This window comes from Cupriavidus sp. 86D6, from assembly GCF_057815095.1.
Map to the genome: position 1 here is coordinate 48,097 of NZ_JBYPSB010000015.1, position 25,946 is coordinate 74,042.

A 25,946-nucleotide genomic window follows, 5' to 3' on the forward strand; every position below is an offset into this window, starting at 1 on the left:
GCGAAGATTTGCCGTTAATGTTGTCATCCACGACGACAAGAAACGGCCGACAAGCTTATGCAGTTGCCCCCGATTCCCGCCAATGAAGCCGTCCGCCTGGCCACGCTGCGGTCGCTCAACATTCTCGACACGCCCCCGGAGGAACGCTTCGACCGCCTGATGCGGCTGGCCAAACGCCTGTTTGGCGTGCCCATCGCCGTGGTCAGCCTGGTCGATGCCAATCGCCAGTGGTTCAAGGCCTGCGAGGGGCTCGACGATTCGGAGGCGTCGCGCGACACATCGTTCTGTGGCCACGCCATCTGTGGCGACGACATCCTGCTGATTCCCGATGCCACGCAGGACCTGCGCTTCCACGACAACCCGCTGGTCACTGGCGCGCCCCATATCCGCTTCTATGCCGGCCGGCCGCTGTCCGCGCCCAACGGCGCCAAGATCGGCACGCTCTGCCTGATCGACCGCAAGCCGCGCGGTTTCGACGCCGAAGACCGCGCGTTGCTGCACGATCTGGCGCAGATGGCCGAGCAGGAACTGGCGGCCGTGCACATGGCCACCATGGACGAACTGACGCTGCTGTCGAACCGGCGCGGCTTCAGCGTGCTGGGACAGCATGCGATCGAACTGTGCCGGCGGCTGGACCGGCCCGCCACGCTGGTGTTCTTCGACATGGATGGCTTCAAGCCGATCAACGACCGCTTTGGCCACGCCGAGGGCGACCGTGCGCTGACCGCGTTTGGCGCGGAGCTGCGGGCCGCGTTTCGTGAATCGGATGTGGTGGGGCGTATTGGCGGCGACGAGTTCGCCGTGCTACTGACCAATACCGATGCCGCCGGCTGCCATGACGCCCTGGGGCGGCTTCAGCGGCAGCTCGATGCCTGGAATGCGCGCAACCCGCTGGGGTACGCGTTGCAGTTCAGCGCGGGGGCGATCGCCTTCGATCCGCTGCGCCACGGCAATGTCCACGACCTGCTGGCCGAAGCGGATGCGGCGATGTACGCCAACAAGGCCGCGCGCAAGGCACAGCGCCACTGAAGGGGCACCGCGCGGGCCCAAGGGATCAGCGCGGGCGTGGCGGGGCGCGGTCGGGCGCGGCCCGCAAGACGCCGGCGGCGATCTCGCCGGTCAGCGCGTCGATGGCTTCGAGCTCGGCCTCGCCGATGACCACCGGCATGCGGGTGCTGCCCCAGTCGCCATAGATCATGGCGATGCAGCGGTTGCGGATCTTCACCGGCGCCAGCAGAATCGTGCGCGCATCGGGCAGCGCATCGCGATACCAGCGCGGCATGCGCTGCGCCATCTCCGCGTCGAACGTATCCGCGATCAGCAGCGGCCTGGCCGACAGCCCGGCAAAGTGGAACACATCGGGCACGAAGCCTTCCTCGTACGACAGCGCGGGCAGCACCTCGCGCATGCCCTCGCCAAAGCCCAGGCGCGCGTGGAAGCGGCGCGTGGTGGGGTTCAGCATCATCAGGAAGCAGCGCGAGAAATCGAGCGCCCGCATGCTGGTTTCCAGCACCATCGGCGCCAGTTGCGAAACGGTCAGGCTGGCGCCCTCGCGTTGCACTTCGGCAAGGCCCGCCCGCAGGCGTTCGAGCACGTTCACCGGTTGCGGGCCGTGCGGGGCGCCGCCGTCGGCCGGCGCGGCGGCTTCCGATGCGGTGATCGACGTGCTGAGTGCCTCGGCCTGGCGCACGGCCACGCTGACATCGCCGGGGTTGAGGCCCAGCATCTTGGCATGCGAGTTGAGCAGGGTCTCCACGGACGCCTCGTCGCCCTCGCGCACCATCGTGACGGCGGCTTCGGCAGACACGTGCGCGATGGCCGACAGCCAGTCCGAATGGGTTTCGAGCACGGTGTCGGCGGACAGCGTGCGCGGCTTCATGGCATGGGCGATCAGGCCCGGCAGCCGCCATTTGCGCGCGGCGGCCTCGGCGATGTCTTCCAGCGACACCCCCAGAACCTCCAGCGCGGCCTCGTTCTCGGTCATCGGATGCGCGGCGCACATGGCCTCCACGCGTTCCCATTCGTCGGGGTAGTAGAACACCAGCAGCAGGCGGCTCATGTGGTGCATCAACGTGCAGACCACCGCTTCCTCGCCCTCGTTGATGCCGCGCGCCTGGGTCAGCGCGCGCGTGATCTCGCCGGCCACCAGCGCACGTTGCAGCGCCTTCAGCGCCTGCGGGCGCTTGGGCGCCACGCCGTGGAAGTAGTCGAGCAACTGGATGCCGAGGGTCAGGTGACTGATGGCCTCCACGCCCAGCACCAGGATGGCGCGCGACACCGTAGTGACTTCGCCGCCGAAAGACCGGTACATCGCCGAGTTGGCCAGCCGGATCACCTTCTGCGACAGGCTGAAGTCCGACAGCACGCTCGTGGCCATCTCGCCAACGGTCAGGTCGGCGTTGAGCGTCTTGAAGATGTTGTCGACACAGTACTGCAGCGTCGGGAAGTCTCCCTGCTGCGCCATGCGTGCCCACAGGGTCTCGAAGAACTCCGTCTTGGACATCAGGGCACCACCCGCTGCGCGAACACTTCGCCAAGGCCCATGATGAGCTTGCCGTCCAGCACGGCGTTTTCGAAGTCGGACGGGCTCAGGGCGCGCGCATAGCGCCAGCCCTGCACCAGGTCGCAGCCCTGGGCGGCCAGCAGCGCGCCCTGTGCGTCGGTCTCGACGCCCTCGGCGATGGCCACCAGGCCCAACTCGCGCGCCAGCGACAGCACGGCGGACACGATGGTGCGCGCGTGCGGGGAATCGATCATGTCGGCCACGAAGCTGCGATCCACCTTCAGCGCCGACAGCGGGAAGCGCCGCAGGTACGACAGGCTCGAATAGCCGGTGCCGAAGTCGTCCACGGCAAAGCGGATGCCCAGCGCGCGCAGCGACAGCAGCAGGCGCTCGGCGGCCTGCGGGTCGGTCATCAGCGCGCTTTCGGTGATTTCCAGCACCAGGCGGTCCGCGCCGATGCCGGCGTCCTGGATCGCGCCGCGCACGCTGTCGTAGAAGTTCGGATGCAGGAACTGCACGGCCGACACGTTGACCGACATGTGGCCCACGTGGATGCCCTGCGCATCCCAGGCGGCCAGCTGCGCGCAGGCGCAGCGCAGCGCCCAGGCACCCAGATGCTTGATCAGGCCGTTCTTCTCGGCCACGGGGATGAACACGTCCGGACGCACGTACTCGCCGGCGTGCTCCCAGCGCATCAGCGCCTCCACCGCGCAGATCTCGCCGGAGCCTGGCCACACGATCGGCTGGTAGTGCAGCAGGAATTCGCCGCTCTGCACCGCTTCGAACATGCTCTGCTCGATCCGGAACTGCTCGTCGAGCCGGCGGTCGAGTTCGGGCGAATAGACGCAGTAGCGGTTCTTGCCCAGTGCCTTGGCCTCGTACATGGCCAGGTCTGCACGGCGCAGCCATTGCGATTCGCTCTGCGGGGCTTCGGTCGAAAAGGCCAGGCCGATGCTGGTGGTGATGCGCACATGGCAGCCGCCCAGCAGGAACGGCTGGCGGCACACGTGGATCACGCGCTCCAGGATGCGCACGGCCTCGGCCTCGGACTCCAGGCCGTCCATCATCAGCACGAACTCGTCGCCGCCCAGGCGGGCCACGCTGTGGTGCGCGCGCACGGTGTCCTGCAGCCGCGCGCCCACTTCCTTGAGCAGCGCATCGCCGTACTCGTGCCCCAGAGAATCGTTGATGTTCTTGAAGCCGTCCAGGTCCATCAGCGCCAGCGCGAACGACTGGCGCGACACTGGGCCGGACGTGTATTCCTCGATCCGCTTGCGGATGAAGGCGCGGTTGCCCACGCCCGTCAACGGATCCAGGAAGGCACGCTCGGTCAGCTGGCGCTCGGATTCCACCCAGTCCGTGACGTCGTGGCCGAACAGCAGCAGGCTGGCCGCGCCGGCGGCGGCACGGTGATGGCTCACGCGCAGATCGATCCACCCCGGGCGGCCACCGCCCACCACGCGCACGCGCTCGCGCCGGGCGGCGTGGTCCTGCGCGCAGCCCTGCAGCATGCGCGCCACACGCTCGCGCGATTCCAGCGCGATCAGGTCGAGTACGGAGGTGTGCAGCAGGTAATCCAGCGGATAGACCAGCAGGTCGGCCGTGGTTTCGGTGGCTTCCAGGATGCGGCCCTGGATGTCGACCCGCATGGCCAGCGCGCCGGAAGCTTCCAGCAACGCCCAGGCCTCGTCCCCGCCAGGGGTGGCAGCGGCCAGCCGGCGATCGGCAGGCTCGGGTGCCAGGGCGACATCGTATGCAAGCGCGGTCATGTAGCTGTTATGCCCGAAGTCCCGTGGACGCAGGACAGATATCGGATGGATTCTTATGGAACTGAAGCGCCGGCTGCCCGTGGAACAAAACCAGTCCGGGGCGGATATCCAACCCGGAACATGACCTCTGGCTTCAACGGGGCCGGACGTGACGACAACGGCGATTCTAATACGAGCTTGCGTCCGCCTGAACCCCGCATGGGGAAACGGATTTCGGGAATCGGCGCGGCCGCAACAGGCGGCCGGGGGCGCCGCGCAGCCGAACATCGCCGGGATTGACACAATGTGCATAAATCCGTGACACTCGACGCCATGACCTGTTTCGGCCTGAACTTCATCGCGATTATTCGCACCATTCCTCGAATGGTGGGTTAGCGCGCGTCCGGAACAGACAACAACAACCCGCCCAACGAGGCGGGTTTTTTGTGGCCGCCTCCTGGGGGACCCCCCTATCCAGACAGGAGCGTTCCATGCCGCAATCCCCGGTTTCCGCCGTCCCCGCCACCACCCGGCACGCCGCCCCCGGCGCAGCTTGCGGGCTTGTGCACGCAGATGCCGATGCGTTCGATGCAGATGACTACCTGAGACGGATCCTGACCGCCCGCGTGTACGACGTGGCGCGCGAAACGCCGCTTGACCTGGCGCCGGCACTGTCGGCGCGCCTGGGACACCAGGTCTGGCTCAAGCGCGAGGATCATCAGCCCGTGTTCTCGTTCAAGGTGCGTGGCGCCTACAACAAGATGGCCGGCCTGCCGGCCGAGGCGCTGGCGCGCGGCGTGATCACGGCGTCGGCCGGCAACCATGCCCAGGGGGTGGCGCTGTCGGCGGCGCGGCTTGGCGTGCGGGCGGTCATCGTGGTGCCGCAGACCGCGCCCCAGGTCAAGGTCGATGCCGTACGCGCCCATGGCGGCGAGATGGTGGAAGTGGTGCAGGCGGGCGAATCCTATTCCGAAGCCTATGACCATGCGATGGCCCTGCGGCGTGAGCAGGCGCTGACTTTCATCCCGGCCTTTGACGATCCTGACGTGATCGCCGGTCAGGGCACGGTGGGCATGGAGATCCTGCGCCAGCATCGCGGGGCGCTCGATGCCGTGTTCGTGCCGATCGGCGGGGGCAGCCTGGCGGCTGGCGTGGCGGCCTATGTCAAGGCGGTGCGCCCCGAGGTACAGGTCATCGGCGTGCAGACCGAGGATTCGTGCGCGATGGCCCGTTCGCTGGCGGCCGGCGAGCGCGTGACGCTGGATTCGGTGGGGCTGTTTTCCGATGGCACGGCGGTCAAGCGCGTGGGGGAAGAGACCTTCCGGCTATGCCGGCATCTGCTCGACGGCGTGCTCACGGTGGATACGGACTCGCTGTGCGCGGCCATCAAGGACATCTTCCAGGACACCCGGAGCCTGGTGGAACCGGCCGGTGCGCTGGCACTAGCGGGGCTGAAGCAGTATGCGGCGGGTCTGCCGCAGGATGCGCGGCAGGCGCTGGTGGCCATCACGTCGGGGGCGAACATGAATTTCGACCGCCTGCGCATTGTGGCGGAGCGGGCCGAGGCCGTGGAGGCCGCTGCCCGCTAACGGTACACGCCAGCCGGCGGCCCGGGTTGCCTGGGAGCCGGCTGGCGACCCGATCAGGACTGGAAGTCCTCGGCATCCACGTCGTAGTTGGCCGGTTCCCAGCGGATCGCCAGCAGGGCCAGCAGGCCGGCCAGCGGCGCGAGGGCGATGACCCAGAACACCTTGGTGGACAGGGCGGCGGCCAGCACCGGGAACAGGAACAGCGACGCGGTGGAGCTGGCGCGCATCAGCGTCTGGTTGAAGCCCACGCCCACGCCACGCAGCGACGTCGGGTAGCTCAGCGACGCATAGGTCATGGTATGCGCGCCCGGGCCAAAGCCCTGGCCCAGCAGGAACAGCGCCAGGAACGAGATGGCGATGACCACTTCCGCGCCCCCGGCAGGTTTGCCCACCAGTGCCAGGCCCACCAGTGCGGCCAACTGGAACGCGTAGCCGGTGATGGTCAGTTTCCAGGCGCCGGTCCTGGGCACCAGATGCACACCGATCAGGCCGCCGACGAAGGCAAACAGCAGGTTCAGCGCCAGCGACACCAGGATGGTGGTCAGCATGGTCTGCGCCAGGAAGCTGGCGATGATCACCGGCAGGCCAAAGGCGACCGCGTTATAGGCAAACGACGATGCAATCGACATGATCGTGGCCAGCACGGTGCGGCGCGCATAGACGCCCTTGAGCAGCAGGCCATAGTTGCGCCACGACGCCGGACGCTTGGGCGGCGCCACCACGGCATCGGGCGCTACCTCGGCGTCAATGCCGTACGATTTCCGCAGGATCCTGGCGGCGCCTTCCAGGTCGCCCTGGTTGGCGGCCCACACCGGCGATTCGCTCATGTAGCGGCTGCGCACGGCGATGATGATCAGCGCCGGCACGGCGCCGAAGCCAAGGATGATGCGCCACAGCAGGCCGCTGTGCGATGCCGGCAGGATCGCGTAGCAGCCCAGCACCAGCAGGTACGAGACGCAGATCGCCGCATACCAGGTGGGGCACCACATCGCCACCCGGGCGGCCTTGTTGCCGCGTCCCTTGAGCCTGGAGAATTCGGCCAGGAAAGCCATGGCCACGGGCAGGTCGATACCGACGCCAAGGCCCATCACGAAGCGGGCACCGGCCAGCACGTATTCGTTCGGTGCCAGCGCGCAGGCGATGGCGGCGATCACGAAGCAGAGCATGTCGGCCATGAACACACGGTAGCGGCCGATACGGTCGGTGAGATAGCCGCCCAGGAATGCGCCGACAATCGCACCAAACGTGATGGCGGACGCCACCATGCCGGTGCCGGCTGGCGTCAGCCCGAATTCCCGGGTGACGTCCTTCAGGCCGAAGGCCAGGGCGCCCAGGTCATAGGCGTCCAGGAAGATGCCGCCCAGCGCGATGGCTACGACGATGCGGGCGTTGCTGACGGCGGCGCCGCCATCGTTGACGAGCCGTGCCACATCGGCGGCGGAACGGATAACGGCCCGGGACGGCGCGGCCGTCTGGGCGGAAGCCTGGGCGCCGGCGGGCGACAGGGCGAGATCGACTGACATTTGTAGGAGTACGAGGGCGCTGGAAAAGGAAGGCGAGCGCCTCCCGGCACCCGCCCAGTCAGCGCGAATCGTACGACAACCGCCCGGCCAGCCCAAATGCATTGTTGTTATATCTTTAGAACTTCGCTTGCCGTGGCCAGTAAATCGTCGGCGGAACGCTCCGGTGTAGCAGCCTGTGTTGTACGATGACTGCCTCGTCAGGACTTGCACCATCCACTCAGAAACGGAGACTCCGGGTATGACACAGCAGGCAAAGGTCGCATTGGTCACGGGCGCCGCGCGCGGCATCGGCAAGGCGGTGGCGCAGGCCATGCTGGCCGACGGCTATCAGGTAGTGCTGGCGGGACGCACCGCCGAAACGCTGGAAGCCCTGGCCGAACAGGCCGCGGCGGCCGGGCAGACGGCGCTGGCCGTGCAGTGCGATGTCAGCAACCCGGCTTCGGTCGATGCGTTGTACGCGAAAGTGAGCGAACGCTTCGGTCGTCTTGATGTGCTGTTCAACAACGCGGGCGTCAATGCGCCGGCGATCAGCATCGACGCGCTGTCATTCGAACAGTGGAAGGCGGTGCTCGATACCAACCTGACCGGCGCCTTCCTGTGCGCGCGCGGCGCGTTCGCGCTGATGAAGGCGCAGGACCCGCGCGGCGGCCGGATCATCAACAACGGGTCGATCTCGGCCCATGCGCCGCGTCCGAACACGGTGCCCTATACCGCCACCAAGCACGCCATCACGGGGCTGACCAAGAGCCTGTCGCTCGATGGCCGTGCCTATGACATTGCCTGCGGCCAGATCGACATCGGCAACGCCGGCACCGACATGGCCAACCGTATGGCGCGCGGCGTGCCGCAGGCCAATGGCGAAATTCGTCCGGAACCGCTGATGGACGTGGCCCATATTGCCAGTTCGGTGCTGCACATGGCCAACCTGCCGCTCGACGCCAACGTGCAATTCATGACCGTGATGGCGACGAAGATGCCGTTTGTCGGGCGCGGCTGAGCGCGGATCGGCCGATCAGTGTGCCGGCCGGCCCGTGCGGCCGGCCATGAACGCGGCGGCGTCGGCCGCCGTCATGCCGCGCGCGTCGCGCGCTTCGGGATTGGCGCCGTGTTGCGTGAGCAGTTCGACGATTTCCGTACGCTGGAACATCGCCGCAACCATCAGCGCCGTGCGGCCGTCGGGCGAAGCGCCTTCGACGTCCGCGCCGTGTTCCAGCAGGATGCCGATGATCTCCCGGTAGCCCTTGTACGCGGCACCGGCAATCGGCGTCTGTCCCATCGCATTGCGTGTATCCGGCGACGCGCCGGCGGCCAGCAGCGTGCGGAGCGCATCGGCATGACCGTGATAGGCGGCCAGCATCACCAGGCTGTCGCCTTTTTCGTTGCGCAGGTTCGGCGGCATGCCGCGTTCGATCAGCGCCGCCAGCGCGGCCGCCTCGCCATTGCGTGCCAGGTCGAACACCTGGCCCAGCGCAGCGATCATGCGGGCTTCTTCATCGGCGGTCATGGTGGGGGCTTGGGTCTGGTCCATTTGATGCGCTCGTCTTGCTTTCGTGGAGAGGGCGGGACACGCCCGCCCTCTGCCCAGGGGGCCTCTCCCGTGGCGGGAGAGGCAAACACCGAGGGCGCTTATTTTGCTTCGATCTTCTCGATCGCCGCCGCGACACCGGCACCGTAGGCGGGGTCAGCCTGCGTGCAATGCAGGATATGGCGCTGCTGCACCGGCTTGGACACGCCCTGGATGGCGCGGGCGGTATTGTCGAACAGCGCCTGCTGCTGCGCCGGCGACATCAGGCGGAACAGGTCGCCCGCCTGCGAGAAGTAGTCGTCGTCCACGCGGTGATTCCAGTGGTCGGCGGCGCCTTCCACCGACAGCGGCGGCTCACGGAAGTCGGGCTGCTCGGTCCACTCGCCACGGGTGTTCGGCTCGTAGGCAATGGTGCCGCCTGCGTTGCCGTCGGTGCGGCCACGGCCGTCGCGGTGATAGCTGTTGACGTACCGGGCGGCCTTCGGCGCGTTCACCGGAATCAGGTGGTGGTTCACGCCCAGGCGGTAACGCTCGGCGTCGCCGTACGAGAACAGGCGGCCATGCAGCATCTTGTCCGGCGAGAAGCCGATGCCCGGGACGATCGTCGACGGCGCGAACGCGGCCTGTTCCACCTCGGCGAAATGGTTCTCCGGATTGCGGTTCAACTCCAGCACGCCCACTTCGATCAGCGGATAGTCCTTCTTGGACCAGATCTTGGTCAGGTCGAACGGGTTGTGGCGATACTTGCTGGCGTCGGCCTCGGGCATGATCTGCACGAACAGCTTCCAGCGCGGAAAGTCGCCGCGCTCGATGGCTTCGTACAGGTCGCGCTGATGGTATTCGCGGTCGCGGCCGGTGACTTCCGCCGCCTCGGCGTCGGTCAGGTTCTGGATGCCCTGCTGGGTCACGAAGTGGAACTTCACCCAGTGGCGCTGCATGTCCTTGCTAATGAAGCTGTACGCATGGCTGCCAAAGCCGTGCATATGGCGCCAGCTACGCGGAATGCCCCGGTCGCTCATGGTGATGGTGACCTGATGGAACGACTCGGGCAGGCTGGTCCAGAAATCCCAGTTGTTCTCGGCGCTACGCATGCCCGTGCGCGGATCGCGCTTCACGGCGTGGTTCAGGTCGGGGAACTTGAGCGGATCGCGCAGGAAGAAGACCGGCGTGTTGTTGCCCACCAGATCCCAGTTGCCTTCCTCGGTATAGAACTTGATGGCGAAGCCGCGAATATCGCGCTCGGCATCGGCCGCGCCGCGCTCGCCGGCCACCGACGAGAAACGCATGAAGAGTTCGGTCTTCTTGCCGATCTCCGAAAACAGGTTGGCGCGCGTGTACTGGGTGATGTCGTGCGTGACGGTGAAGGTGCCGTAGGCGCCCGAGCCCTTGGCGTGCATGCGACGCTCGGGAATGACTTCGCGGTCGAAGTGGGCGAGCTTTTCCAGGAACCAGACATCCTGGAGCAGGGCCGGGCCACGCGGGCCGGCGGTCTGGATGTTGTTGTTGTCGACGACGGGCGCGCCGAAAGCGGTCGTGAGCTTGTTCATGGGATTCCTTGATGCAGACGGCCGGGCCTCGTGGGCCTGGCCTGGACGTTTGTGGGTCTGACTAGCAGGCTGACACCGATGGCGCGAAGCACCGGCGGAAGTCGATTTAACTATCGCAGATGGGCTAAGACAAGTCATATCGTATTGATCAATGACTGCGATAGGCCATCAGACTTTTGGGTTACTGAATTAAGAGTTTTGCTATGGACGGCATGCTTGGGTTCAAGCACGGCCCACCCTTTTGACGCGAATTTGATATTGCCGAGTTCGATCTTTTCAGTAACTGGACAGCGAAATCCTTAGGCTGAAGGCGTAATCAGACAGCCAGGGAGCTTGCCATGACGATGTGGATGGCCTATCGGATCGGGATCGCGGTGATCGCCCTGGCGGCGTTGATCGCGCTGTTCGCATGCCAGTACCGGCTGTCGTCCCGCGTATCGCGCCGATGGCCCGCGCGCGGCAGCCAAGAGGACGATGCCCTTCAGTCGTCGGACGTGGCGAACTGGAACTGACCCTTGCCCTGGGCCTTGGCCCGGTACAGCGCACGGTCGGCCAGATGCAGGATGTCGTCGGCGGTCAGGCCTTCGGGGCGAACGTGGGCAATGCCGATGCTGACGCCGAGCCGGGCCTGGTGGCCTGTGGAAAGCAGATAGGGCGCGCTCACTTCGCGCAGCAGGTCCTGCGCCAGCGTCTGCACGCTCTGCGTGCTTTCGTTGCGTAGCACGATGACGAATTCGTCGCCGCCAATGCGGTAGACCAGGCCCCGGCCCGGCACCGCGCCACGCAGGCGCTCGCCGACCCGCACCAGCAATTCGTCGCCGCTGCCGTGGCCGAACGAGTCATTGACCGGCTTGAAGCCGTCCAGATCCATATAGAGCAGCGTCAGGTATCGGCCCGCCGCCATGCGATGCGCGCTGGCCTCGCGGATTTCGGCAAGCAGGCTGGACCGGTTCAACAGGCCGGTCAGGGAATCGTGGCGGGCCCGGTGGGCGTTTTCGCGCTCGGACCGCATGGTGGCCACCACCATCGCATTCATGCGAAACGATGCGCTGGTCATGCTGATGACATAGACCGGCAGTTGCAGCAGCGTCAGCAGGAACAGCGGTTCGTGGGCCACCAGCGCGCCCGCGCAGATCGGGCCCAGGCTCAGCAGGATCATCAGGGCGGTCATGCGCGGTGTGCCGTAGTTGCGGAAGCAGATGCCGCCACACATGGCCGCCGCCGACAGGCATGCCATGGCCGCGCTGAGCCAGTCGCCGCTGACGACGCTCAGGTACGCGCCCAGGCCGACGCTGGCGGCCCAGGCCAGCGTCAGGCACATGTGCCAGTCGGTAGGGGTGGGGCGCCCTGCGCGCGAGGCGCGGCGGGCCAGCCACAGCACGGTCACGCGCGACAGGCAGATGGCCACTTCAAGCCCGAGCCAGACCAGAAATTCGGGGCGGCGCAGATGGAGCGTGATGACCGTGGCCACCATCAGCGTATTGAGAATGCCGCCGAAAAAGATCGACAGCGTGCCGAACAGGCTGCCGACCAGTGCGTCGCGGATTTCGGCTGGCACGTCCCGGCCCGGCTCCGCCAGCCAGCGCGTGAATCCCCAGCGCGGCGCGCTGTAGACCTGGCCCGGCAGGAACATTGGGGAATAGCGTTGGGTCATTGCCCAGGCATTTTGCCAGACCGACGTTACGCCGCATGCACCTGGCAGGGGGTACTTGAGCGGGGTTGTGCGTCCGCGGGCGCCGGCCGAAGCGTGCGAAGTCCAATGTGCATCGCAATGTGACGATATCGTTGCACCAGCGAAAGTGCCTCATGCGGCGTGTATTCGCCACCCCGTGGCAGGTTTACCGTGCCTTTTCGGACCGCGCTTATATCCTTACAGGGAAAACAACCAGCAGGAGACGACGATGCAAGCGAGGTTTGCGCGCGGCATTGCGCAGACGCCACTGACCGTGGCGGCCCGGGAATATCCGCTGGCGGAGGAGGCCGCCATGCCCGAGGTCGGCGATCTGGTGACCGTCTTTAGCCAGGACCTGGAGACCGAGTTCAATGTCCGCCTGAACGCCGTGGCGGGGCCAGACCTGTGGTACGGCGTGATCTATGCCATCAATCGCGGCGCCGAAATGCTGGTGGTGGCCGAGGGGCTGGAACTGGACGATGTGGTCAGCGTGCGGCGCCAGGAAATCGCGTCGGTCATCCGGGCGGATCATCCGCATTGAGGCTGGCCACGGGGCTGGCCCGCGCAGCCCACCGGCACCGGACGTTGCCGGCCAGGTCTGGCCGCGGGTATGCTGCGCCTGCACAAGCGTCCGCTTGCATCGCGGGCATGCCCACATCCAGCCTGTCACCGTCTTTCATGTCATCGTCATTCACCACCGCCGCCTCTTCCCGCCTGTTCATCGCCGGCCCCGCCGGGCAACTTGAAGTCCTGGCCGATACCCCCGACGGCGCGCCACGGGGGATTGCCGTGGTCGCGCATCCGCACCCCAGCCAGGGTGGAACCGCCGAGCACAAGATTCCGCAACTGCTGGCCCGCGTGCTGCAGGCGCATGGCTTCCTGACGCTGCGGCCGAACTACCGTGGGGTGGGGCAAAGCGAGGGCCAGTACGACGATGGCAATGGCGAGACCGACGATGTGCTGGCCGTGATCCGCCACTTGCGGGCCGAACATCCGGATCTGCCGCTCGCGCTGGCCGGTTTCTCGTTCGGCGGCTTTATCCAGGCCCGCGCCGCCGCGCAGCTGGCGGCCGACGGCGAGCCGGTTGCCCACCTGATCCTGACCGGCATGCCGGCGGGCGCGCTGTCTGAAACGCTGTCCTATGACACGCCCGCCGTGGCGGCCCACGCACTGATCGTGCACGGCGAGCGCGACGAGCGCGTGCCGCTGGCCAATGTCTTCAACTGGGCGCGGCCTCAGGAACTGCCGGTGGTGGTGCTGCCGGGGGCAGGCCATTTCTTTACCGGCAAGCTGCCGGGGCTGCGCCAGGTAGTGGATGAATACCTGAGTCGGCCGCAAGCCTGACGGCCACGGCCGGCGGGGTCAGAACTGGTAATTGATCGAAATATCGCCAGTCCAGCTGGTGGAGCGCGACGTCACCGGGCTGTTGCGGGCATCGCCCACCAGCGCGGACACGCCCACGTCGGCCGTGGTGAACCAGTGCTTGCTGAAGAACCACATGGCCGAGATGCCGCCGCCGTAGGACTTGATGCCCGCGCCGGCGTGGTGCTGCGGCAGGCCCGATCGCGCCGACTGCTCGGCCGTGACGCCGTACCAGCGGCTCATGTAGGCGGAGTCGGCAAAGGTCATGGTGGGGCCCGCGAACCAGAAGAAGTTCTCGTTGCTGCCCGGCAGCGGCATGTAGGCGCCGATGTCACCGATCACGCCGTTGGCGCCGCCGAACTGGCGCCGCACGTTGGCGCGGATCACCAGCGGGAATTCCTTCGACACCACGTATTCGGCAAACAGCTTCGTCTCCGCCGCCATGCCGATATTGCCCAGCCCGCCCAGATGGTCATGGTCGTGCTTCTCGCGGCGCCCGAAATCGTAGGTCAGGGCGATGCCGGCGCGCAGGTTGTTGGTGTGGATGATGTTCCAGCCCAGGCCTTCGCCGGTGGACAGGAACGCCAGGTCGCGGTAGCGGATGTCGATGACCGGGCCGGCCAGCACGAAGTAGTTGGTGGTGCCCTCGTAATACGGCCGGACGCTGGCGGCGGCGCCGACGCGCACTTCCCATTTCTCGGGCTCTCCCTCGAACAGCTTTTCCAGCGGAACCCCCACGGAATACTGCCATTCGGCCAGCGGCGCCGGGGTCTGGGCCTGGGCGCGGGGCATCCACAGCAGGGCCAGGACGATGAGCAGCGCAAGGATCGGCCAATGGCGCAAGGGGTGGCGGACAGCCAGGGACGGCAGGGGGGGAAACGGGACGCGCCACGACGGCTGGCTATCCGGGATGATCGACACTTGATTCTCCGGTCTTCTTGTTACCCCGGGGCCGGGGCGGAATCGACATCTAACGGGACAACGGGCCGTCTGGATGACGGCAACTTATCTTTTCACCGGACACTGCCGCCGGTAACTTCCCGCAATCCCACAACCGTGTAGGAAGGACGCCGATTTCGGCGTCAGCCGATGGCGCCTACCATGCAGCAGGGGCAATGCGCGCGCCTAGTCGTTGACGTCCAGCTCGTCGCCGCGCCAGTCGCGACGCATGATCAGAAACGTGAACGAAGTCGACCATCCGATCAGGATCAGGCCCACCAGCGGTTGCACCGAAGCCAGCAGCCGCAAGGGCCCAACCGGGAAGATATCGCCAATACTCTGTGTCGTGAACGTTTCCAGCGAGAAATAGATATAGGCGATGGCACCATGTTGGCGCATGCCGGTCAATTTGCCGATGTTCAGCACGTCGGTACCGAGCCAATAACCGGCGCTGAACACCATGGCCTCGATGCAATGCGTCACGATGATCAGCACGATCACCGCGCCGATATTGAGCTTGCCGCTGAGCCGTTTGGGATGGAATTCCGAGATCAGCCGCAGCGCCTCGTAGTGGATGCCCACGCTGAGCACGGTCAGGACGCCGGTGAGCGCGATGGCAATCAGGAACTGGAGTGGCGTGTCATCCATGGCCGACATGGCGCGTGAGAGAAGGCCAGACTATACGGCGGCTCGCCCCGTGTAAATGGATCGGCCGCGATGCCGGGCGCGGGCCAACGGATACAAGGCGGGTTTCCGGCTGCCAGATGCGCCGGAGAAGTTCGGGGTGGCGGGCGGGCACGGACCGGTGGGAACGGGGGAGAAACTGGAATGACCAAAGCGGACGGCAGCGTGCCGTCGACAGATTTCGATGGAGGGGGGCCTGGGTTCCTGGCCGGTGCCGGCGAGATGGCGGCGCTGATCCGCCAGTTCCCCTGGAACACCACGCCGCTGGGGCCGCCCGCACAATGGCCGCAGAGCCTGAAGACCGCCATACGCATCATGCTGACGTCGCGCCAGCCCATCTGGATTGGCTGGGGCGCGGATCTCCTCTTCTTCTACAACGACCCGTACAAGGCGATCATCGGCGGCAGGCACCCGGTGGCGCTGGGCCGGCCGACGGCCGAGGTCTGGCATGAGATCTGGCCGGAAATCGGCCCCCTGCTGGCCACGGCCATGGCGGGCACGGAAGGCACCTTCGTCGAGCAGAAGCTGCTGATCATGGAGCGCAACGGGTATCCCGAGGAAACGTACTACACGTTCTCGTACAGCCCGGTGCCAGACGACCACGGCGGCACCGGGGGCATCATCTGCGCCAACAGCGAGGACACCGAGCGCGTGGTGGCCGAGCGGCAACTGAAACTGCTGCGGGAGCTGGCGGCGTCGGCCACCAACGCACGCAGCGGCATCGATGCCAGCCGGCTGGCCTTCGCGGCGCTACACGTGAACCGCTGGGACATTCCGTTCGCGCTGCTGTACATGGGCGGGCGCGGCGAGCAGACGCTGGCGCTCGCGGCCAGCGCCGGCATCGCCGGGGACCATCCGGCCGCGCCGCAGAGCCTGGACGCCGCCGATCCGCTGGCAGCCTGGCCTGCCGGCGAGGCGATACGCAGGGGCGTGGCGGTACACGTTGACGACCTTGCCAGCCGCTTTGCCGCGCCCTTGCCCGGCGGCGCCTGGCACATGGCGCCGCGCGCGGCCGTGGTGTTGCCGGTGCAGCTGTCGGGCGAAAGCGTGCCCAGCGGCGTGCTGGTGGTCGGGCTTAACCCTTGCCGACTGTTCGGTGAGCGTTATCGGGCGTTCCTGGACCTGGTGGTCGGACAGATCAGCCAGGCCATCAGCTATGCGAATGCCTATGAGGAAGAACGGCAACGCGCCGAGGCGCTGGCCGAAATCGACCGCGCCAAGACCACGTTCTTTTCCAATATCAGCCACGAGTTCCGTACGCCGCTGACCCTGATGCTGGGGCCGCTCGAAGAAATGCTCCATCGCGACGGCGTGGCCGATGGGGATCGTGCGCTGGCGGAGGTCGCCCATCGCAATGGCCAGCGGCTGCTGAAGCTGGTGAACGGGCTGCTGGATTTCTCGCGGATCGAGGCCGGGCGCGTGCAGATGTCTGCGCAGCCGACCGACCTGCCCGCCTTCACGGCCGACCTGGCATCGCTGTTCCGCTCGGCGGTGGATTCGGCCGGCATGCGCCTGGAGGTCGACTGCGCGCCGCTGCCCGCGGCCGTGGCGGTGGATCGCGAGATGTGGGAATCGGTGGTGCTCAACCTGCTGTCGAACGCGTTCAAGTACACCTACACGGGCGAGATCGCGGTGAAGCTGGAGCGGCTCGATACCGGCGAGGTGGCGCTGTGCGTCAGCGACACCGGTATCGGCATTGCCGCCGAAGAGCTGCCGCGTCTGTTCGAGCGGTTCCACAGGGTGGAGGGCGCGGTCGGGCGGTCCATCGAAGGCAGCGGCATCGGCCTGGCCATGGTCCAGGAACTGGTGCGGCTGCACGGCGGACGGATCGATGTGCAGAGTACCCCTGGCAAGGGCTCGTGCTTCTGCGTGACGCTGCCGCGGGAGGCCGTGGTGGCGGAGCCGGCGCCCATTCCGGCGGCCACCAGCGCGCGGGCGCTGGCCTACGTCGATGTCGCCCGGCGCTGGGTGCCGGGCGCCGACGATGTGCCGGCGCCGCTGATGGTCGAGCACATGTCCGGACCGGGCCCGCAAGGCGCCGAGGTGCGCGGCCGGCTGGTGGTGGCGGACGACAATGCCGACCTGCGCCACTACATGCATCGCATCCTGCAGTCGGCGGGGCATCAGGTGCATGTGGCGGCGGACGGCCAGCAGGCGCTGGAGATGGCGCGGCGCATCGCGCCGGACCTGATCGTCTCCGACGTGATGATGCCCCGGCTCGATGGCTTCGGGCTGTTGCGCGGCGTACGCGATGACGCGGCGCTGCGCCAGACGCCGGTACTGCTGCTGTCGGCCCGCGCGGGCGAGGAGGCGCGTGTCAGCGGCCTGGCGTCGGGCGCGGACGACTACCTGATCAAGCCGTTCAACGCGCGCGAACTGCTGGCGCGCGTGGCCAGCAACCTGCGGCTGTCGCAACTGCGCCGGCAGGCCCAGCGCGAATTGCAGGACATGAACGCGTCGCTCGAACGGCGCGTGGGCGAGACCGTGGCCGACCGCGACCGGCTCTGGGAACTGAGCGAAGACCTGCTGATGGTGATTGGCGCGGACGGCATGCTGGAGCGCGTCAGTCCGTCATGGGAGCGGGTGCTGGGCCATGCGGCGAGCGTGGTGATCGGCCGCTCGTGCATGGTGCTGGTGCATCCCGAAGACCTGGTGCCGGTGACCGAACAGATGCTCGCCCTGCGGCGGGAAGGCGTGCCGGTGCGCTACGAATGCCGGATGCTCGGTGCCGATGGGGCCGAACGGTGGATGGCCTGGCGGCTGTCGATCGATCCTGCGAACGGCCGCATCCATGGCGTGGGCCGCGACGTGACCGGTGACAAGGCGGCGGCGCAGGCGCTGCGGCATGCCGACGAGGCGCTGCGCATGGCGCAGAAGATGGAGGCCATTGGCAAGCTGACCGGCGGCGTGGCCCACGACTTCAACAACCTGCTGCAGGTGATCGGCGGCAACCTGCACCTGCTGTCGCGCGACGTGGCGGGCGATGATCGCTCGGAGGCGCGCGTACGCAATGCGCTGGCCGGCGTGGCGCGCGGCGCCAAGCTGGCGTCGCAACTGCTGGCATTCGGCCGCCGCCAGCCGCTGGCGCCGAAGGTGGTCAACCTGGGGCGCTTCGTGCGCGGCCTGGACGACATGCTGCGGCGGGCGCTGGGCGATGGCGTCGAGATCGAAACGGTGATCGGGGCAGGTTTGTGGAATACGCTGATCGATCCGTTCCAGGTGGAAAACGCGCTGCTGAACCTGGCGATCAACGCGCGTGACGCCATGAATGGCCATGGCTGCCTGACGGTGGAAGCCGGCAATGCGTCGATCGATGACGCCTACGCGCGCCGCAATGCCGACGTGGCGCCGGGCCAGTACGTGATGCTGGCCGTGACCGATACCGGCGCGGGCATGCCGCCCGAGATCCAGGAGCAGGTGTTCGAGCCGTTCTTCACGACCAAGCCCGAAGGCCAGGGCACGGGCCTGGGCCTGAGCATGGTGTATGGCTTCGTGCGGCAGTCGGGCGGCCATGTGAAGATCTATAGCGAGGTGGGCGTGGGCACCACGGTGCGGCTCTACCTGCCGCGTGCCGACGAGCCGGAAGACCTGGAAGTCGAGATCGACAGCGGGCCGGCCGGCGGGGGCACCGAAACCGTGCTGGTGGTGGAAGACGACGAGGATGTCCGGGCGACGGTGGTCGAGATGCTGTCAGGGCTCGGCTACCGCGTGCTGAAGGCGCGCGACGCGATGAGCGCGCTGGCTATCGTCGAAAGCGGCGTGCCGATCGACCTGCTGTTCAGCGACGTGGTCATGCCGGGGCCGCTGCGCAGCCCGGAGATGGCACGCAAGGTGCGCGAGCGGCTGCCGGGCATCGCGGTACTGTTCACGTCCGGCTATACGGATAACGCCATCGTGCATACCGGCCGGCTCGATGCCGGCATCGAACTGCTGAGCAAGCCATACACGCACGAGGCCTTGGCGCGCAAGGTGCGGCAGATGCTGGTGAGCGGCGGCGCGAAGCTGGCGCCAGTGGACGCGGCGCCAGCATTGCTGGTGGATGGCGCGCCGGCGCAGGCGGCGGCCGTCCCGGACGGCGTGGGCATCGAAGTGCCGCGCCCCCAGCGCGTGGTCTTTGTCGAGGATGACGATCTGCTGCGGGCCAGTACGGCGGAACTGATGCGCACGCTCGGCATCGACGTGATCGAGGCGCGCAACGACGCCGAGGCCATGGTCGCGCTGGGCGGCGACGATATCGATGTCCTGCTGACGGATGTGGGGCTGGGCGGCGTGTCGGGCGTGGACCTGGCGATCCATGCCTGCCGGCTGTTGCCGGCGCTGCGGGTGATCTTCGTGAGCGGCTACGAAGTGGTGCTGACGCCCGCGCAGCGCGACGCGTTGCCGAACGCGGTCATGCTGCGCAAGCCGTATGCGTTGACCGATTTCATCAACGTACTGCAAGCCCGCCCGGAGGGCGGGTAACACTTGCTGGGGCGGTTCAGAGGGCCGAGGCGACGAGTGCCGCCGCGGCACCGCTGGCGGCACTCAGTGCCAGCCATCCGCCCAGGATCAGGGCGCTGTTGCGGAAAGACATGATGGGCTCCGTGGAGAGAGTGCCGGAACCCGTCGGGGCTCCGGCTACAACTGGTGGGCCGCCTGCATCGGGCGGGGATCAGGCGTTGGCGCCGTCGGTGTAGATGTCGCGGGCGCGGGCACCGTCATAGAACGGGTTGCGCGGCTGGTTCACGCTGCGGGCGCCGTCGTAGTACGGGTCAACCTTGCGGGCCGGGCTGGCCGACACGCCAACGCGGTCCAGGCCTGCGACGATGCGTGCGCCGTCGGTGTACGGATCGGCCTTGCCGACCTTGGCACCGTCGGTGAACGGGTCAGCCTTGCCAACGCGTGCGCCTTCGGTGAACGGGTCGAACTTGCCCTGGCGGGCGCCGTCGGTGAATGCGCTGCGTTGATCCTGCACGCGGTAGGTGTAGCCGTAGACTTCGCCGGCCTTCTGGGCGGCGGGGGCGGCTTGCACGGCACCGGTCACGAAAGCGGCTGCGAGGGCGGCGGCGGTAACGATGGTCTTGGCATTCATGGTGGCTCTCCTTGCTGGGTGGCCGGGCGATCACGTCGTGGATTCGCGCAGGCCGGATAACTGTGGCGATGTCGGCGGTGTCTTCTTTTGCTATCTACTGGTAGGTAGATTTGATCGGCTAAAAAAAGAACCGTCTCCGGTGCTGATTCACTGCCTGGTGTTGCTTGGAAGGTGCCTGGCTGTCTGCTTCTTGCTGCGAGGCGTCGTCCATGGCTTGAATATTATCTACTACTAGATAGATAAGCAAGGGGTTTTTGCAAAGCACAATCGTAGAAGTCCGAAATATGGATCACTACGACGTGACGGGCAGTGCGTGGTGGCGGAATAAGCCGTTGAATTTCAAGAGGAAAGATCGATCTCTATCGGTCTTTCCTTCTCGATTAGAGTGTTTGCTCTAATTTCTCGAAGGGGTCTGATCCCGCAATGCGACCAGCCCCAGGAGCAGGATGCGCGTGTGTTCCTGCAACACATCGTGCACCTGGCGTGTTTCGGGCTCGCCAAAGCCGTCCCATTCCAGGGCACGCAGCACGTGACGCCGCATGATCTTGAAGGCGGCGATCTGGCTATCGATCGCCACGGTGCGGATGCGCGTGGTTTCGTCGGTGGCCGGCTGGCCGGTCAATCGGCCGATCAGCGCGGAGGTCAGGGAAAAAATCCGCCGGTTGATGCCGGCATCGATGCGTTCGAAGGCCGTCGGCGGCCCCATCCCGGCCCGCTCACGGGCCATGAACTGGCGCCAGTGGTCGGTCTCGGGGCATTCATACAGGAAGTTCGCAAAGCGTGACTGCAACGCCAGGTAGGCGTCGATCACGTCGGCATCGGCCACGTCGGGGCGGGCAAGCAAGCCTTCGGCCGCTGCCACTACGTCCTGCAGCATGGCCCAGGCGCGCTCGACAAAATACTCGATGCAGGCCAGGTACACGCCTTCCTTGTTGTCGAAGTAGTACTGCAGGGCTGGCGCGTTGACGTTGGCCTCGCGCGCAATATCGCGCGTCGATGCGCCGTCGAAGCCGTGCGCGGCGAACAGCCGCATCGCCGCTTCAATGATCCGTGCGCGGGTTTCTTCCCCGCGCTGGTAGCCGCCTTCGGCCGCTGGCCTGTGTCGCGCCATGTCGACTTGTCTCCCCGAGTGAACAGGCTGAAATATATCAGTTGACAGATTTATTCCGAGTGGAATAATTGCGCAGCATTCCCGACTCTTGCCGCCCCCGCCCCATTCCGCCCCATGTCAGTCCCCTCTTCCCAAGCGCCGGCCATGCCGGTGGATGTTGCGTCGCAACATAACCCAGGCTCGCGCGCCAGCCGCCGCCGCACCGTGCTGATCGGCATTGGCGGCGCGCTGGTGTTGATCGCCCTGGTCATCGGCGTACGCTGGTGGCTCTATGGCCGTTTCATTGAAAGTACCGACGACGCCTATATCCAGGCCGACAGCGTGACCGTGGCGCCCAAGGTCAGCGGCTACGTGGCCGAAGTCTATGTACGCGACAACCAGCAGGTGGTGGCCGGGCAGGCGCTGGTGCGGCTAGACAACCGCCAGTACCAGGCGGCGTTCGACGAGGCGCAGGCCACCGTGGCGTCGCGCCAGGCCGATGTGGCGCGCGCCGATGCCGACCTGCAGCAGCAGAAGGCCCGCATCGCCCAGGCTGCCGCCGAAGTGGATGGTGCCCGTGCCAACGCGCGTTACGCGGCATCGCAGGTCGAACGCTACGCGCCGCTGGTCAGGACCGGGGCCGAAACCGAGGAGCGCACCGCCGAACTGCGCAACGCGCAGACGCGCGCATCGACCACGCTGGCCGCCAATGAGGCCGCGCTGAAGGTGGAGCAGAGCCAGATCGTGACGCTGCAGACCCGCCTGCAACAGGCGCGTGCCCAGCTGGAAGTGGCCGAGGCCAGTGCGCGCAAGTCGAAGCTCGATCTGGAAGACACCACCGTGCGCGCCACCACGGCCGGACGCGTGGCCGACAAGGGCGTGCGCGTGGGCCAGTTCGCCCAGCCCGGCACGCGGCTGCTGACCGTGGTGCCGGTGCAAGACCTCTATCTGACCGCCAACTTCAAGGAAACGCAGGTCGGCCGCATGCGCGCGGGCCAGCCCGTGTCGCTGCATGTCGATGCGTTGTCGGGCGAAGCCCTGCATGGCGTGATCGACAGCCTGTCGCCGGGCACCGGCTCGCAGTTCGCGCTGCTGCCGGCGCAGAACGCCACCGGCAACTTCACCAAAATCGTCCAGCGCGTGCCGGTGCGCATTCACGTGGACGTGCCAAACGCGGCGCGGCCGGTGCTGGTGCCGGGTCTGTCGGTGACGGTCGATGTCGATACCCGCGAGCTGAATCCCGCGCAGGTGCGGGCGCCGGCCGCTGGCGCCAGCCATGGCTGATGCCATGACGCCAGGCCAGGCGTCCCCGGCACCCGTGGCCGCGCCGCAGCCGAACGCCACGGCGGCCGACTGGATCGCCGTGGCCGCCGGTTCGCTCGGCGCGCTGCTGGCCACGCTGGACATTTCGATCACCAACTCGGCGCTGCCGCAGATCCAGGGGCAGATCGGCGCGGCGGGCACCGAGGGCACGTGGGTGTCCACCGGCTATCTGATGGCCGAAATCGTGATCATCCCGCTGACCGCATGGCTTACGCGGGTGTTCGGCCTGCGCCGCTTCCTGATGTGGAACGCGCTGCTGTTCACGGCGTTTTCGATGGTGTGCGGCATGTCGCACAGCCTGCCGCAGATGGTCATCGGCCGCATCGGGCAGGGCCTGGCCGGCGGCGCAATGATCCCGACCGCGCAGACCATCGTGCGCACCCGCCTGCCGCGCCACCAGATGCCCATCGGCATGTCGATGTTCGGCCTGATCGTGCTGCTGGGGCCCTTGCTGGGCCCGGTGGTGGGCGGCTGGCTGGCCGAGAACATCAACTGGCGCTGGTGCTTCTTCCTGAACGTGCCGATCACGGCCGTGCTGGTGCCGCTGCTGTATTTCGGCCTGAAGGCCGAGCGCGCCAACGTGGAGGCGTTCTTCAAGGCCGACTGGCTGGGCATCGTCGGCCTGACCATCGGGCTCAGTTCGCTGACCGTGGTGCTGGAAGAGGGCCAGCGCGAGCAGTGGTTCGAGTCGCAGTTCATCGTCTACCTGTCGATGCTGTCGGCCGTCGGGCTGACGATGATGCTGGTCAGCCAGTTCACGGCGAAGCAGCCCATCGTGCGGCTGCGGCTGCTGCTGAACAAGAACTACGCCAGCGTGATTCTGATCGTGACCACGGTGGGCGCGGGCCTGTACGGCGTGTCGTACCTGTTGCCGCAGTTCCTGTCGCTGATTGCCGGCTACAACGCCGAGCAGGCTGGCGGCATCATGCTGCTGTCGGGGCTGCCGGCGTTCCTGCTGATGCCGGTGCTGCCGCGCATCCTGGGCAAGTTCGACAGCCGCTGGCTGGTGATCAGCGGGCTGGTGTGCTTCTTTGCCAGCTGCATGCTCGATATCGGCCTGACCGTGGACAGCGTCGGTCACGACTTCACCGTGTCGCAGATCCTGCGCGGCTTTGGCCAGATCCTGGCGATGATGCCGCTGAACCAGGCGTCGATGGCGGCCGTGGCCACCCACGAGGCCGGCGACGCCGCCGGGCTCTACAACATGGCGCGCAACCTGGGCGGGTCGATTGGCCTGGCCTTGCTGGGCACGCTGATCGACCGCCGCAATGCCTATCACGACTCGGTCATCCGCGAATCGGTCACGGCCAACAGCAGCATCGGCCAGGACCATATGACGTCGACCATCGCCGGGTTCGTGGCCCAGGGCGGCGACTTCGCCCATGCGCAACTCCAGGCCGCGGCCCAGCTCAGTGGCGAGATCGCGCGGCAGGCCGCCGTGATGACGTTCTCCGAAACCTTCTTTGCCCTTGGCATCGCGCTGCTGTGCTGCGTGCCGCTGGCCCTGCTGCTCAAGCCGCCCCGCCCGGGCGCGCCTGTTTCCTCCGGTCATTGATCATGTCTGTCTTTTCACCTGCCAGGCGGCCACGCCTGCTGACCCTTGCCGCCGCCTCGCTCGCTGCCGGATGGCTGGTGGCCGGCTGCACGGTGGGCCCCGACTACCGCAGCGCGCCCGAAGTGGCCGGCAACGCCATCGACGCGGGACGCTTCCCGCACGCGCCGGCAGAGGCCCAGCCCGTAGCGCCGCGCGCCGCGGACTGGTGGCACGCCTTGGGCGATACCCAGCTCGATACGCTGATCGAGACCGCGCTCCAGGACAGCCCCGATATCGACGTGGCGCGCGCCCGCGTGCGCCAGGCCCGGGCCGGGCTCGATAGCAACAAGGCCAATCTGCTGCCGAAAGTGGGCTTCGATGCGGCGATGCTGCGCACCCGCTCGCCGGACCTGTCGGCGCTGTCCGGCAATGGATCGTCGGGTGGCGGGCGCGGGCCGCTGTCGCTGTATATCGCCAGCTTCGATGCCAGCTGGGAGATCGATCTGTTCGGCGGCACGCGCCGGTCGATCGAGGCGGCCTCGGCCGAAGCCGATGCGGCCTCGGCGCAGTTGGCGGACGCGCATGTGCAGCTGGCCGCCGAGGTGGCGCAGGCCTATATCACGCTGCGCGAACAGCAGGCCAGCCTGGCGCACCTGCAGGATTCCGAGAAGCTGGAGGCCGACATGCTCGACCTGACGCAGCAGCGGCGCGCACGCGGCGTGGCGTCGCAGCTCGAAGTGGAGCGCCTGCTGACACAGCTCGACAACACACGGGCGCAGATGTCACCGGTGCAGGCCAGCATCGCGGAACAGTTCGACCAGCTGGCGCTGCTGACCGGCCGTGCCCCGGGGACGCTCGATGCGGCGCTGTCGGCCGCCCGGCCGTTGCCCCGCGTGCCCGAGACCGTGGCGGTGGGCGATCCGGCGGCGCTGCTCAAGGCCCGGCCCGATATCCGCGCGGCCGAACGCCGGCTGGCGTCGAGCACGGCGCAGATCGGCGTGCGCAAGGCCGACTGGTTCCCGAAGCTGTCGCTGCTGGGTTCGCTCGGGTTCAGCGCGATGGACCCCGGCCACCTGGCCCGCAAGGACAACGGCACGTGGCTGACGCTGCCGCGCCTGCAATGGAATATCCTCGATTTCGGCCGTGTGGCCGCCGGGGTGGATAGCGCAGAGGGCGGACGCGACGAGGCCGACGCCAACTATCGCAGCACGGTGCTGAAGGCCCTGCGCGATGCCGATGTGGCGCTCTCGCGCTACGGCCATCAGCGCGAACACGTGGTCGTGCTGCGCCGCGTGGAGGCATCGTCCGAACGGGCATCGACGCTGCAGCAGCAACGTTACCGTGCCGGCACGGCCAGCATGCTGGAATGGCTCGATGTGGAACGCACGCGCGTGGTGGCGCAGCAGAACCGCATCTCGGGCGATGCGGACCTGCTCAAGGACTATGTGTCGCTGCAGAAGTCGCTGGGGCTGGGATGGCAGACGGCGGCCGCCGCCGAAGGTGCCCACGCCGCGTCTGCGCCAACTGCCACACCGGCCAAAGCGCCCACACCGGCTTCCTGACCAGGAACGCGCGTGCGGCCGTGACGGCCGCATTTGCTGCGCCGCACGGCAACGCCAGCACGGCGGCCCCGGCGCGGCGGGCCGATTCCGCCCCGGCTTTGCGATTCGGTTTTGGCTTTCGCATGGAAAGTGCGGGTGCAGCAATTGCAAGAGAAACGCCGACAGCCGAACCGGACGACGCCGACTTTTGGACAAACAGCCAGCACCGCAGACTGCCAAGTGGATAGAATCGCCGTGGGCATTCTCCCTGCGGCGCCGATTGCAACAATGTGTT

Annotated in this window: 19 protein-coding genes and 1 pseudogene; 10 read left to right on the top strand and 10 right to left on the bottom strand. The window is 67.1% G+C overall.

Annotation, left to right across the window (positions count from 1 at the left end):
- The first annotated feature begins 57 nt into the window (after positions 1–57).
- Positions 58–1,029: a GGDEF domain-containing protein gene (locus tag AC3G88_RS24340; RefSeq protein ID WP_488773906.1), complete on the top strand. Its 972-nt coding sequence runs from the start codon at positions 58–60 to the stop codon at positions 1,027–1,029.
- A gap of 25 nt (positions 1,030–1,054) precedes the next feature.
- Here the strand turns inward: AC3G88_RS24340 and AC3G88_RS24345 are convergent, their stop codons facing one another.
- On the bottom strand, positions 1,055–2,503 hold the full coding sequence (locus AC3G88_RS24345; protein WP_488773907.1) for an HDOD domain-containing protein: 1,449 nt from the start codon (positions 2,501–2,503) through the stop codon (positions 1,055–1,057).
- Complete coding sequence (locus AC3G88_RS24350) at positions 2,503–4,272, bottom strand: putative bifunctional diguanylate cyclase/phosphodiesterase (RefSeq protein WP_488773908.1); 1,770 nt, start codon at positions 4,270–4,272, stop codon at positions 2,503–2,505. The genes AC3G88_RS24345 and AC3G88_RS24350 overlap by 1 nt, the downstream gene beginning before the upstream one ends.
- A gap of 470 nt (positions 4,273–4,742) precedes the next feature.
- Here AC3G88_RS24350 and ilvA point away from each other — a divergent pair.
- Positions 4,743–5,828, top strand: a pseudogene (gene ilvA / locus AC3G88_RS24355) (threonine ammonia-lyase, biosynthetic); the annotation flags it as partial.
- Positions 5,829–5,893: 65 nt separating this feature from the next.
- On the opposite strand, the gene AC3G88_RS24360 reads toward ilvA, so the two are convergent.
- Positions 5,894–7,363 carry an MFS transporter gene (locus AC3G88_RS24360; RefSeq protein ID WP_488773909.1) on the bottom strand — a complete coding sequence of 490 codons (1,470 nt, stop codon included), beginning with the start codon at positions 7,361–7,363 and terminating at the stop codon, positions 5,894–5,896.
- Between the two features lie 238 nt (positions 7,364–7,601).
- On the opposite strand from AC3G88_RS24360, the gene AC3G88_RS24365 reads away from it, so the two are divergent.
- Complete coding sequence (locus AC3G88_RS24365) at positions 7,602–8,360, top strand: SDR family oxidoreductase (RefSeq protein WP_488773910.1); 759 nt, start codon at positions 7,602–7,604, stop codon at positions 8,358–8,360.
- Between the two features lie 15 nt (positions 8,361–8,375).
- Here AC3G88_RS24365 and AC3G88_RS24370 read toward each other — a convergent pair whose 3' ends face one another.
- Together AC3G88_RS24370 and AC3G88_RS24375 are read right to left on the bottom strand one after the other, a co-directional pair.
- Complete coding sequence (locus AC3G88_RS24370) at positions 8,376–8,867, bottom strand: ankyrin repeat domain-containing protein (RefSeq protein WP_400393579.1); 492 nt, start codon at positions 8,865–8,867, stop codon at positions 8,376–8,378.
- 122 nt (positions 8,868–8,989) lie between these two features.
- Positions 8,990–10,435 carry a catalase gene (locus AC3G88_RS24375; protein ID WP_488773911.1) on the bottom strand — a complete coding sequence of 482 codons (1,446 nt, stop codon included), beginning with the start codon at positions 10,433–10,435 and terminating at the stop codon, positions 8,990–8,992.
- Between the two features lie 338 nt (positions 10,436–10,773).
- Here AC3G88_RS24375 and AC3G88_RS24380 point away from each other — a divergent pair, with 338 nt between their 5' ends.
- Positions 10,774–10,947 (top strand): hypothetical protein, encoded by a 174-nt coding sequence (locus tag AC3G88_RS24380; protein WP_488773912.1) that lies wholly within the window; start codon positions 10,774–10,776, stop codon positions 10,945–10,947.
- On the opposite strand, the gene AC3G88_RS24385 is transcribed toward AC3G88_RS24380, so the two are convergent.
- Positions 10,917–12,089, bottom strand: a complete 1,173-nt coding sequence (locus AC3G88_RS24385) for a diguanylate cyclase domain-containing protein (protein ID WP_488773913.1) — start codon at positions 12,087–12,089, stop codon at positions 10,917–10,919. The genes AC3G88_RS24380 and AC3G88_RS24385 overlap by 31 nt on opposite strands.
- Positions 12,090–12,336: 247 nt before the next feature.
- Here AC3G88_RS24385 and AC3G88_RS24390 point away from each other — a divergent pair, with 247 nt between their 5' ends.
- Both AC3G88_RS24390 and AC3G88_RS24395 read left to right on the top strand, forming a co-directional pair.
- Positions 12,337–12,648 (top strand): hypothetical protein, encoded by a 312-nt coding sequence (locus tag AC3G88_RS24390; RefSeq protein ID WP_153946971.1) that lies wholly within the window; start codon positions 12,337–12,339, stop codon positions 12,646–12,648.
- Positions 12,649–12,785: 137 nt separating this feature from the next.
- On the top strand, positions 12,786–13,451 hold the full coding sequence (locus tag AC3G88_RS24395) for an alpha/beta hydrolase (RefSeq protein WP_153946972.1): 666 nt from the start codon (positions 12,786–12,788) through the stop codon (positions 13,449–13,451).
- Between the two features lie 18 nt (positions 13,452–13,469).
- On the opposite strand, the gene AC3G88_RS24400 is transcribed toward AC3G88_RS24395, so the two are convergent.
- Both AC3G88_RS24400 and AC3G88_RS24405 read right to left on the bottom strand, forming a co-directional pair.
- Positions 13,470–14,261, bottom strand: a complete 792-nt coding sequence (locus AC3G88_RS24400; RefSeq protein WP_488773983.1) for a MipA/OmpV family protein — start codon at positions 14,259–14,261, stop codon at positions 13,470–13,472.
- 333 nt (positions 14,262–14,594) lie between these two features.
- The gene (locus AC3G88_RS24405; protein ID WP_488773914.1) at positions 14,595–15,056 is read right to left on the bottom strand and encodes an ion channel; all 462 of its coding nucleotides are present in this window, start codon (positions 15,054–15,056) and stop codon (positions 14,595–14,597) included.
- Between the two features lie 180 nt (positions 15,057–15,236).
- Between AC3G88_RS24405 and AC3G88_RS24410 the strand changes: the two genes are divergently transcribed.
- Complete coding sequence (locus AC3G88_RS24410; RefSeq protein WP_488773915.1) at positions 15,237–19,553, top strand: response regulator; 4,317 nt, start codon at positions 15,237–15,239, stop codon at positions 19,551–19,553.
- Between the two features lie 190 nt (positions 19,554–19,743).
- Here AC3G88_RS24410 and AC3G88_RS24415 read toward each other — a convergent pair whose 3' ends face one another.
- Positions 19,744–20,163 (bottom strand): copper resistance protein CopQ, encoded by a 420-nt coding sequence (locus tag AC3G88_RS24415; protein ID WP_400396217.1) that lies wholly within the window; start codon positions 20,161–20,163, stop codon positions 19,744–19,746.
- 394 nt (positions 20,164–20,557) lie between these two features.
- On the bottom strand, positions 20,558–21,274 hold the full coding sequence (locus tag AC3G88_RS24420) for a CerR family C-terminal domain-containing protein (RefSeq protein ID WP_488773916.1): 717 nt from the start codon (positions 21,272–21,274) through the stop codon (positions 20,558–20,560).
- Between the two features lie 114 nt (positions 21,275–21,388).
- On the opposite strand from AC3G88_RS24420, the gene AC3G88_RS24425 reads away from it, so the two are divergent.
- The 3 genes from AC3G88_RS24425 to AC3G88_RS24435 are packed head-to-tail and all read left to right on the top strand — an operon-like array spanning position 21,389 to position 25,672.
- Positions 21,389–22,537: an HlyD family secretion protein gene (locus AC3G88_RS24425; protein ID WP_488773917.1), complete on the top strand. Its 1,149-nt coding sequence runs from the start codon at positions 21,389–21,391 to the stop codon at positions 22,535–22,537.
- Positions 22,530–24,131, top strand: coding sequence for an MDR family MFS transporter (locus AC3G88_RS24430; protein ID WP_488773918.1), 1,602 nt, complete (start codon positions 22,530–22,532; stop codon positions 24,129–24,131). Before AC3G88_RS24425 ends, AC3G88_RS24430 begins: the two co-directional genes overlap by 8 nt.
- 2 nt (positions 24,132–24,133) lie before the next feature.
- Positions 24,134–25,672 (top strand): efflux transporter outer membrane subunit, encoded by a 1,539-nt coding sequence (locus AC3G88_RS24435; protein WP_488773919.1) that lies wholly within the window; start codon positions 24,134–24,136, stop codon positions 25,670–25,672.
- The last annotated feature ends 274 nt before the right edge of the window (positions 25,673–25,946 follow it).

Bases quoted from the DNA above. Each gene is read 5' to 3' on its own strand.
- AC3G88_RS24380 (WP_488773912.1), top strand. From the start codon at position 10,774: ATGACGATGTGGATGGCCTATCGGATCGGGATCGCGGTGATCGCCCTG.
- AC3G88_RS24410 (WP_488773915.1), top strand. From the start codon at position 15,237: ATGACCAAAGCGGACGGCAGCGTGCCGTCGACAGATTTCGATGGAGGG.
- AC3G88_RS24350 (WP_488773908.1), bottom strand. From the start codon at position 4,272: ATGACCGCGCTTGCATACGATGTCGCCCTGGCACCCGAGCCTGCCGAT.
- AC3G88_RS24375 (WP_488773911.1), bottom strand. From the start codon at position 10,435: ATGAACAAGCTCACGACCGCTTTCGGCGCGCCCGTCGTCGACAACAAC.
- AC3G88_RS24360 (WP_488773909.1), bottom strand. From the start codon at position 7,363: ATGTCAGTCGATCTCGCCCTGTCGCCCGCCGGCGCCCAGGCTTCCGCC.
- AC3G88_RS24345 (WP_488773907.1), bottom strand. From the start codon at position 2,503: ATGTCCAAGACGGAGTTCTTCGAGACCCTGTGGGCACGCATGGCGCAG.
- AC3G88_RS24395 (WP_153946972.1), top strand. From the start codon at position 12,786: ATGTCATCGTCATTCACCACCGCCGCCTCTTCCCGCCTGTTCATCGCC.
- AC3G88_RS24400 (WP_488773983.1), bottom strand. From the start codon at position 14,261: ATGCCCCGCGCCCAGGCCCAGACCCCGGCGCCGCTGGCCGAATGGCAG.
- AC3G88_RS24405 (WP_488773914.1), bottom strand. From the start codon at position 15,056: ATGGATGACACGCCACTCCAGTTCCTGATTGCCATCGCGCTCACCGGC.
- AC3G88_RS24435 (WP_488773919.1), top strand. From the start codon at position 24,134: ATGTCTGTCTTTTCACCTGCCAGGCGGCCACGCCTGCTGACCCTTGCC.
- AC3G88_RS24415 (WP_400396217.1), bottom strand. From the start codon at position 20,163: ATGAATGCCAAGACCATCGTTACCGCCGCCGCCCTCGCAGCCGCTTTC.
- AC3G88_RS24385 (WP_488773913.1), bottom strand. From the start codon at position 12,089: ATGACCCAACGCTATTCCCCAATGTTCCTGCCGGGCCAGGTCTACAGC.
- AC3G88_RS24370 (WP_400393579.1), bottom strand. From the start codon at position 8,867: ATGACCGCCGATGAAGAAGCCCGCATGATCGCTGCGCTGGGCCAGGTG.
- AC3G88_RS24390 (WP_153946971.1), top strand. From the start codon at position 12,337: ATGCAAGCGAGGTTTGCGCGCGGCATTGCGCAGACGCCACTGACCGTG.
- AC3G88_RS24425 (WP_488773917.1), top strand. From the start codon at position 21,389: ATGTCAGTCCCCTCTTCCCAAGCGCCGGCCATGCCGGTGGATGTTGCG.
- AC3G88_RS24420 (WP_488773916.1), bottom strand. From the start codon at position 21,274: ATGGCGCGACACAGGCCAGCGGCCGAAGGCGGCTACCAGCGCGGGGAA.
- AC3G88_RS24430 (WP_488773918.1), top strand. From the start codon at position 22,530: ATGGCTGATGCCATGACGCCAGGCCAGGCGTCCCCGGCACCCGTGGCC.
- AC3G88_RS24365 (WP_488773910.1), top strand. From the start codon at position 7,602: ATGACACAGCAGGCAAAGGTCGCATTGGTCACGGGCGCCGCGCGCGGC.
- AC3G88_RS24340 (WP_488773906.1), top strand. From the start codon at position 58: ATGCAGTTGCCCCCGATTCCCGCCAATGAAGCCGTCCGCCTGGCCACG.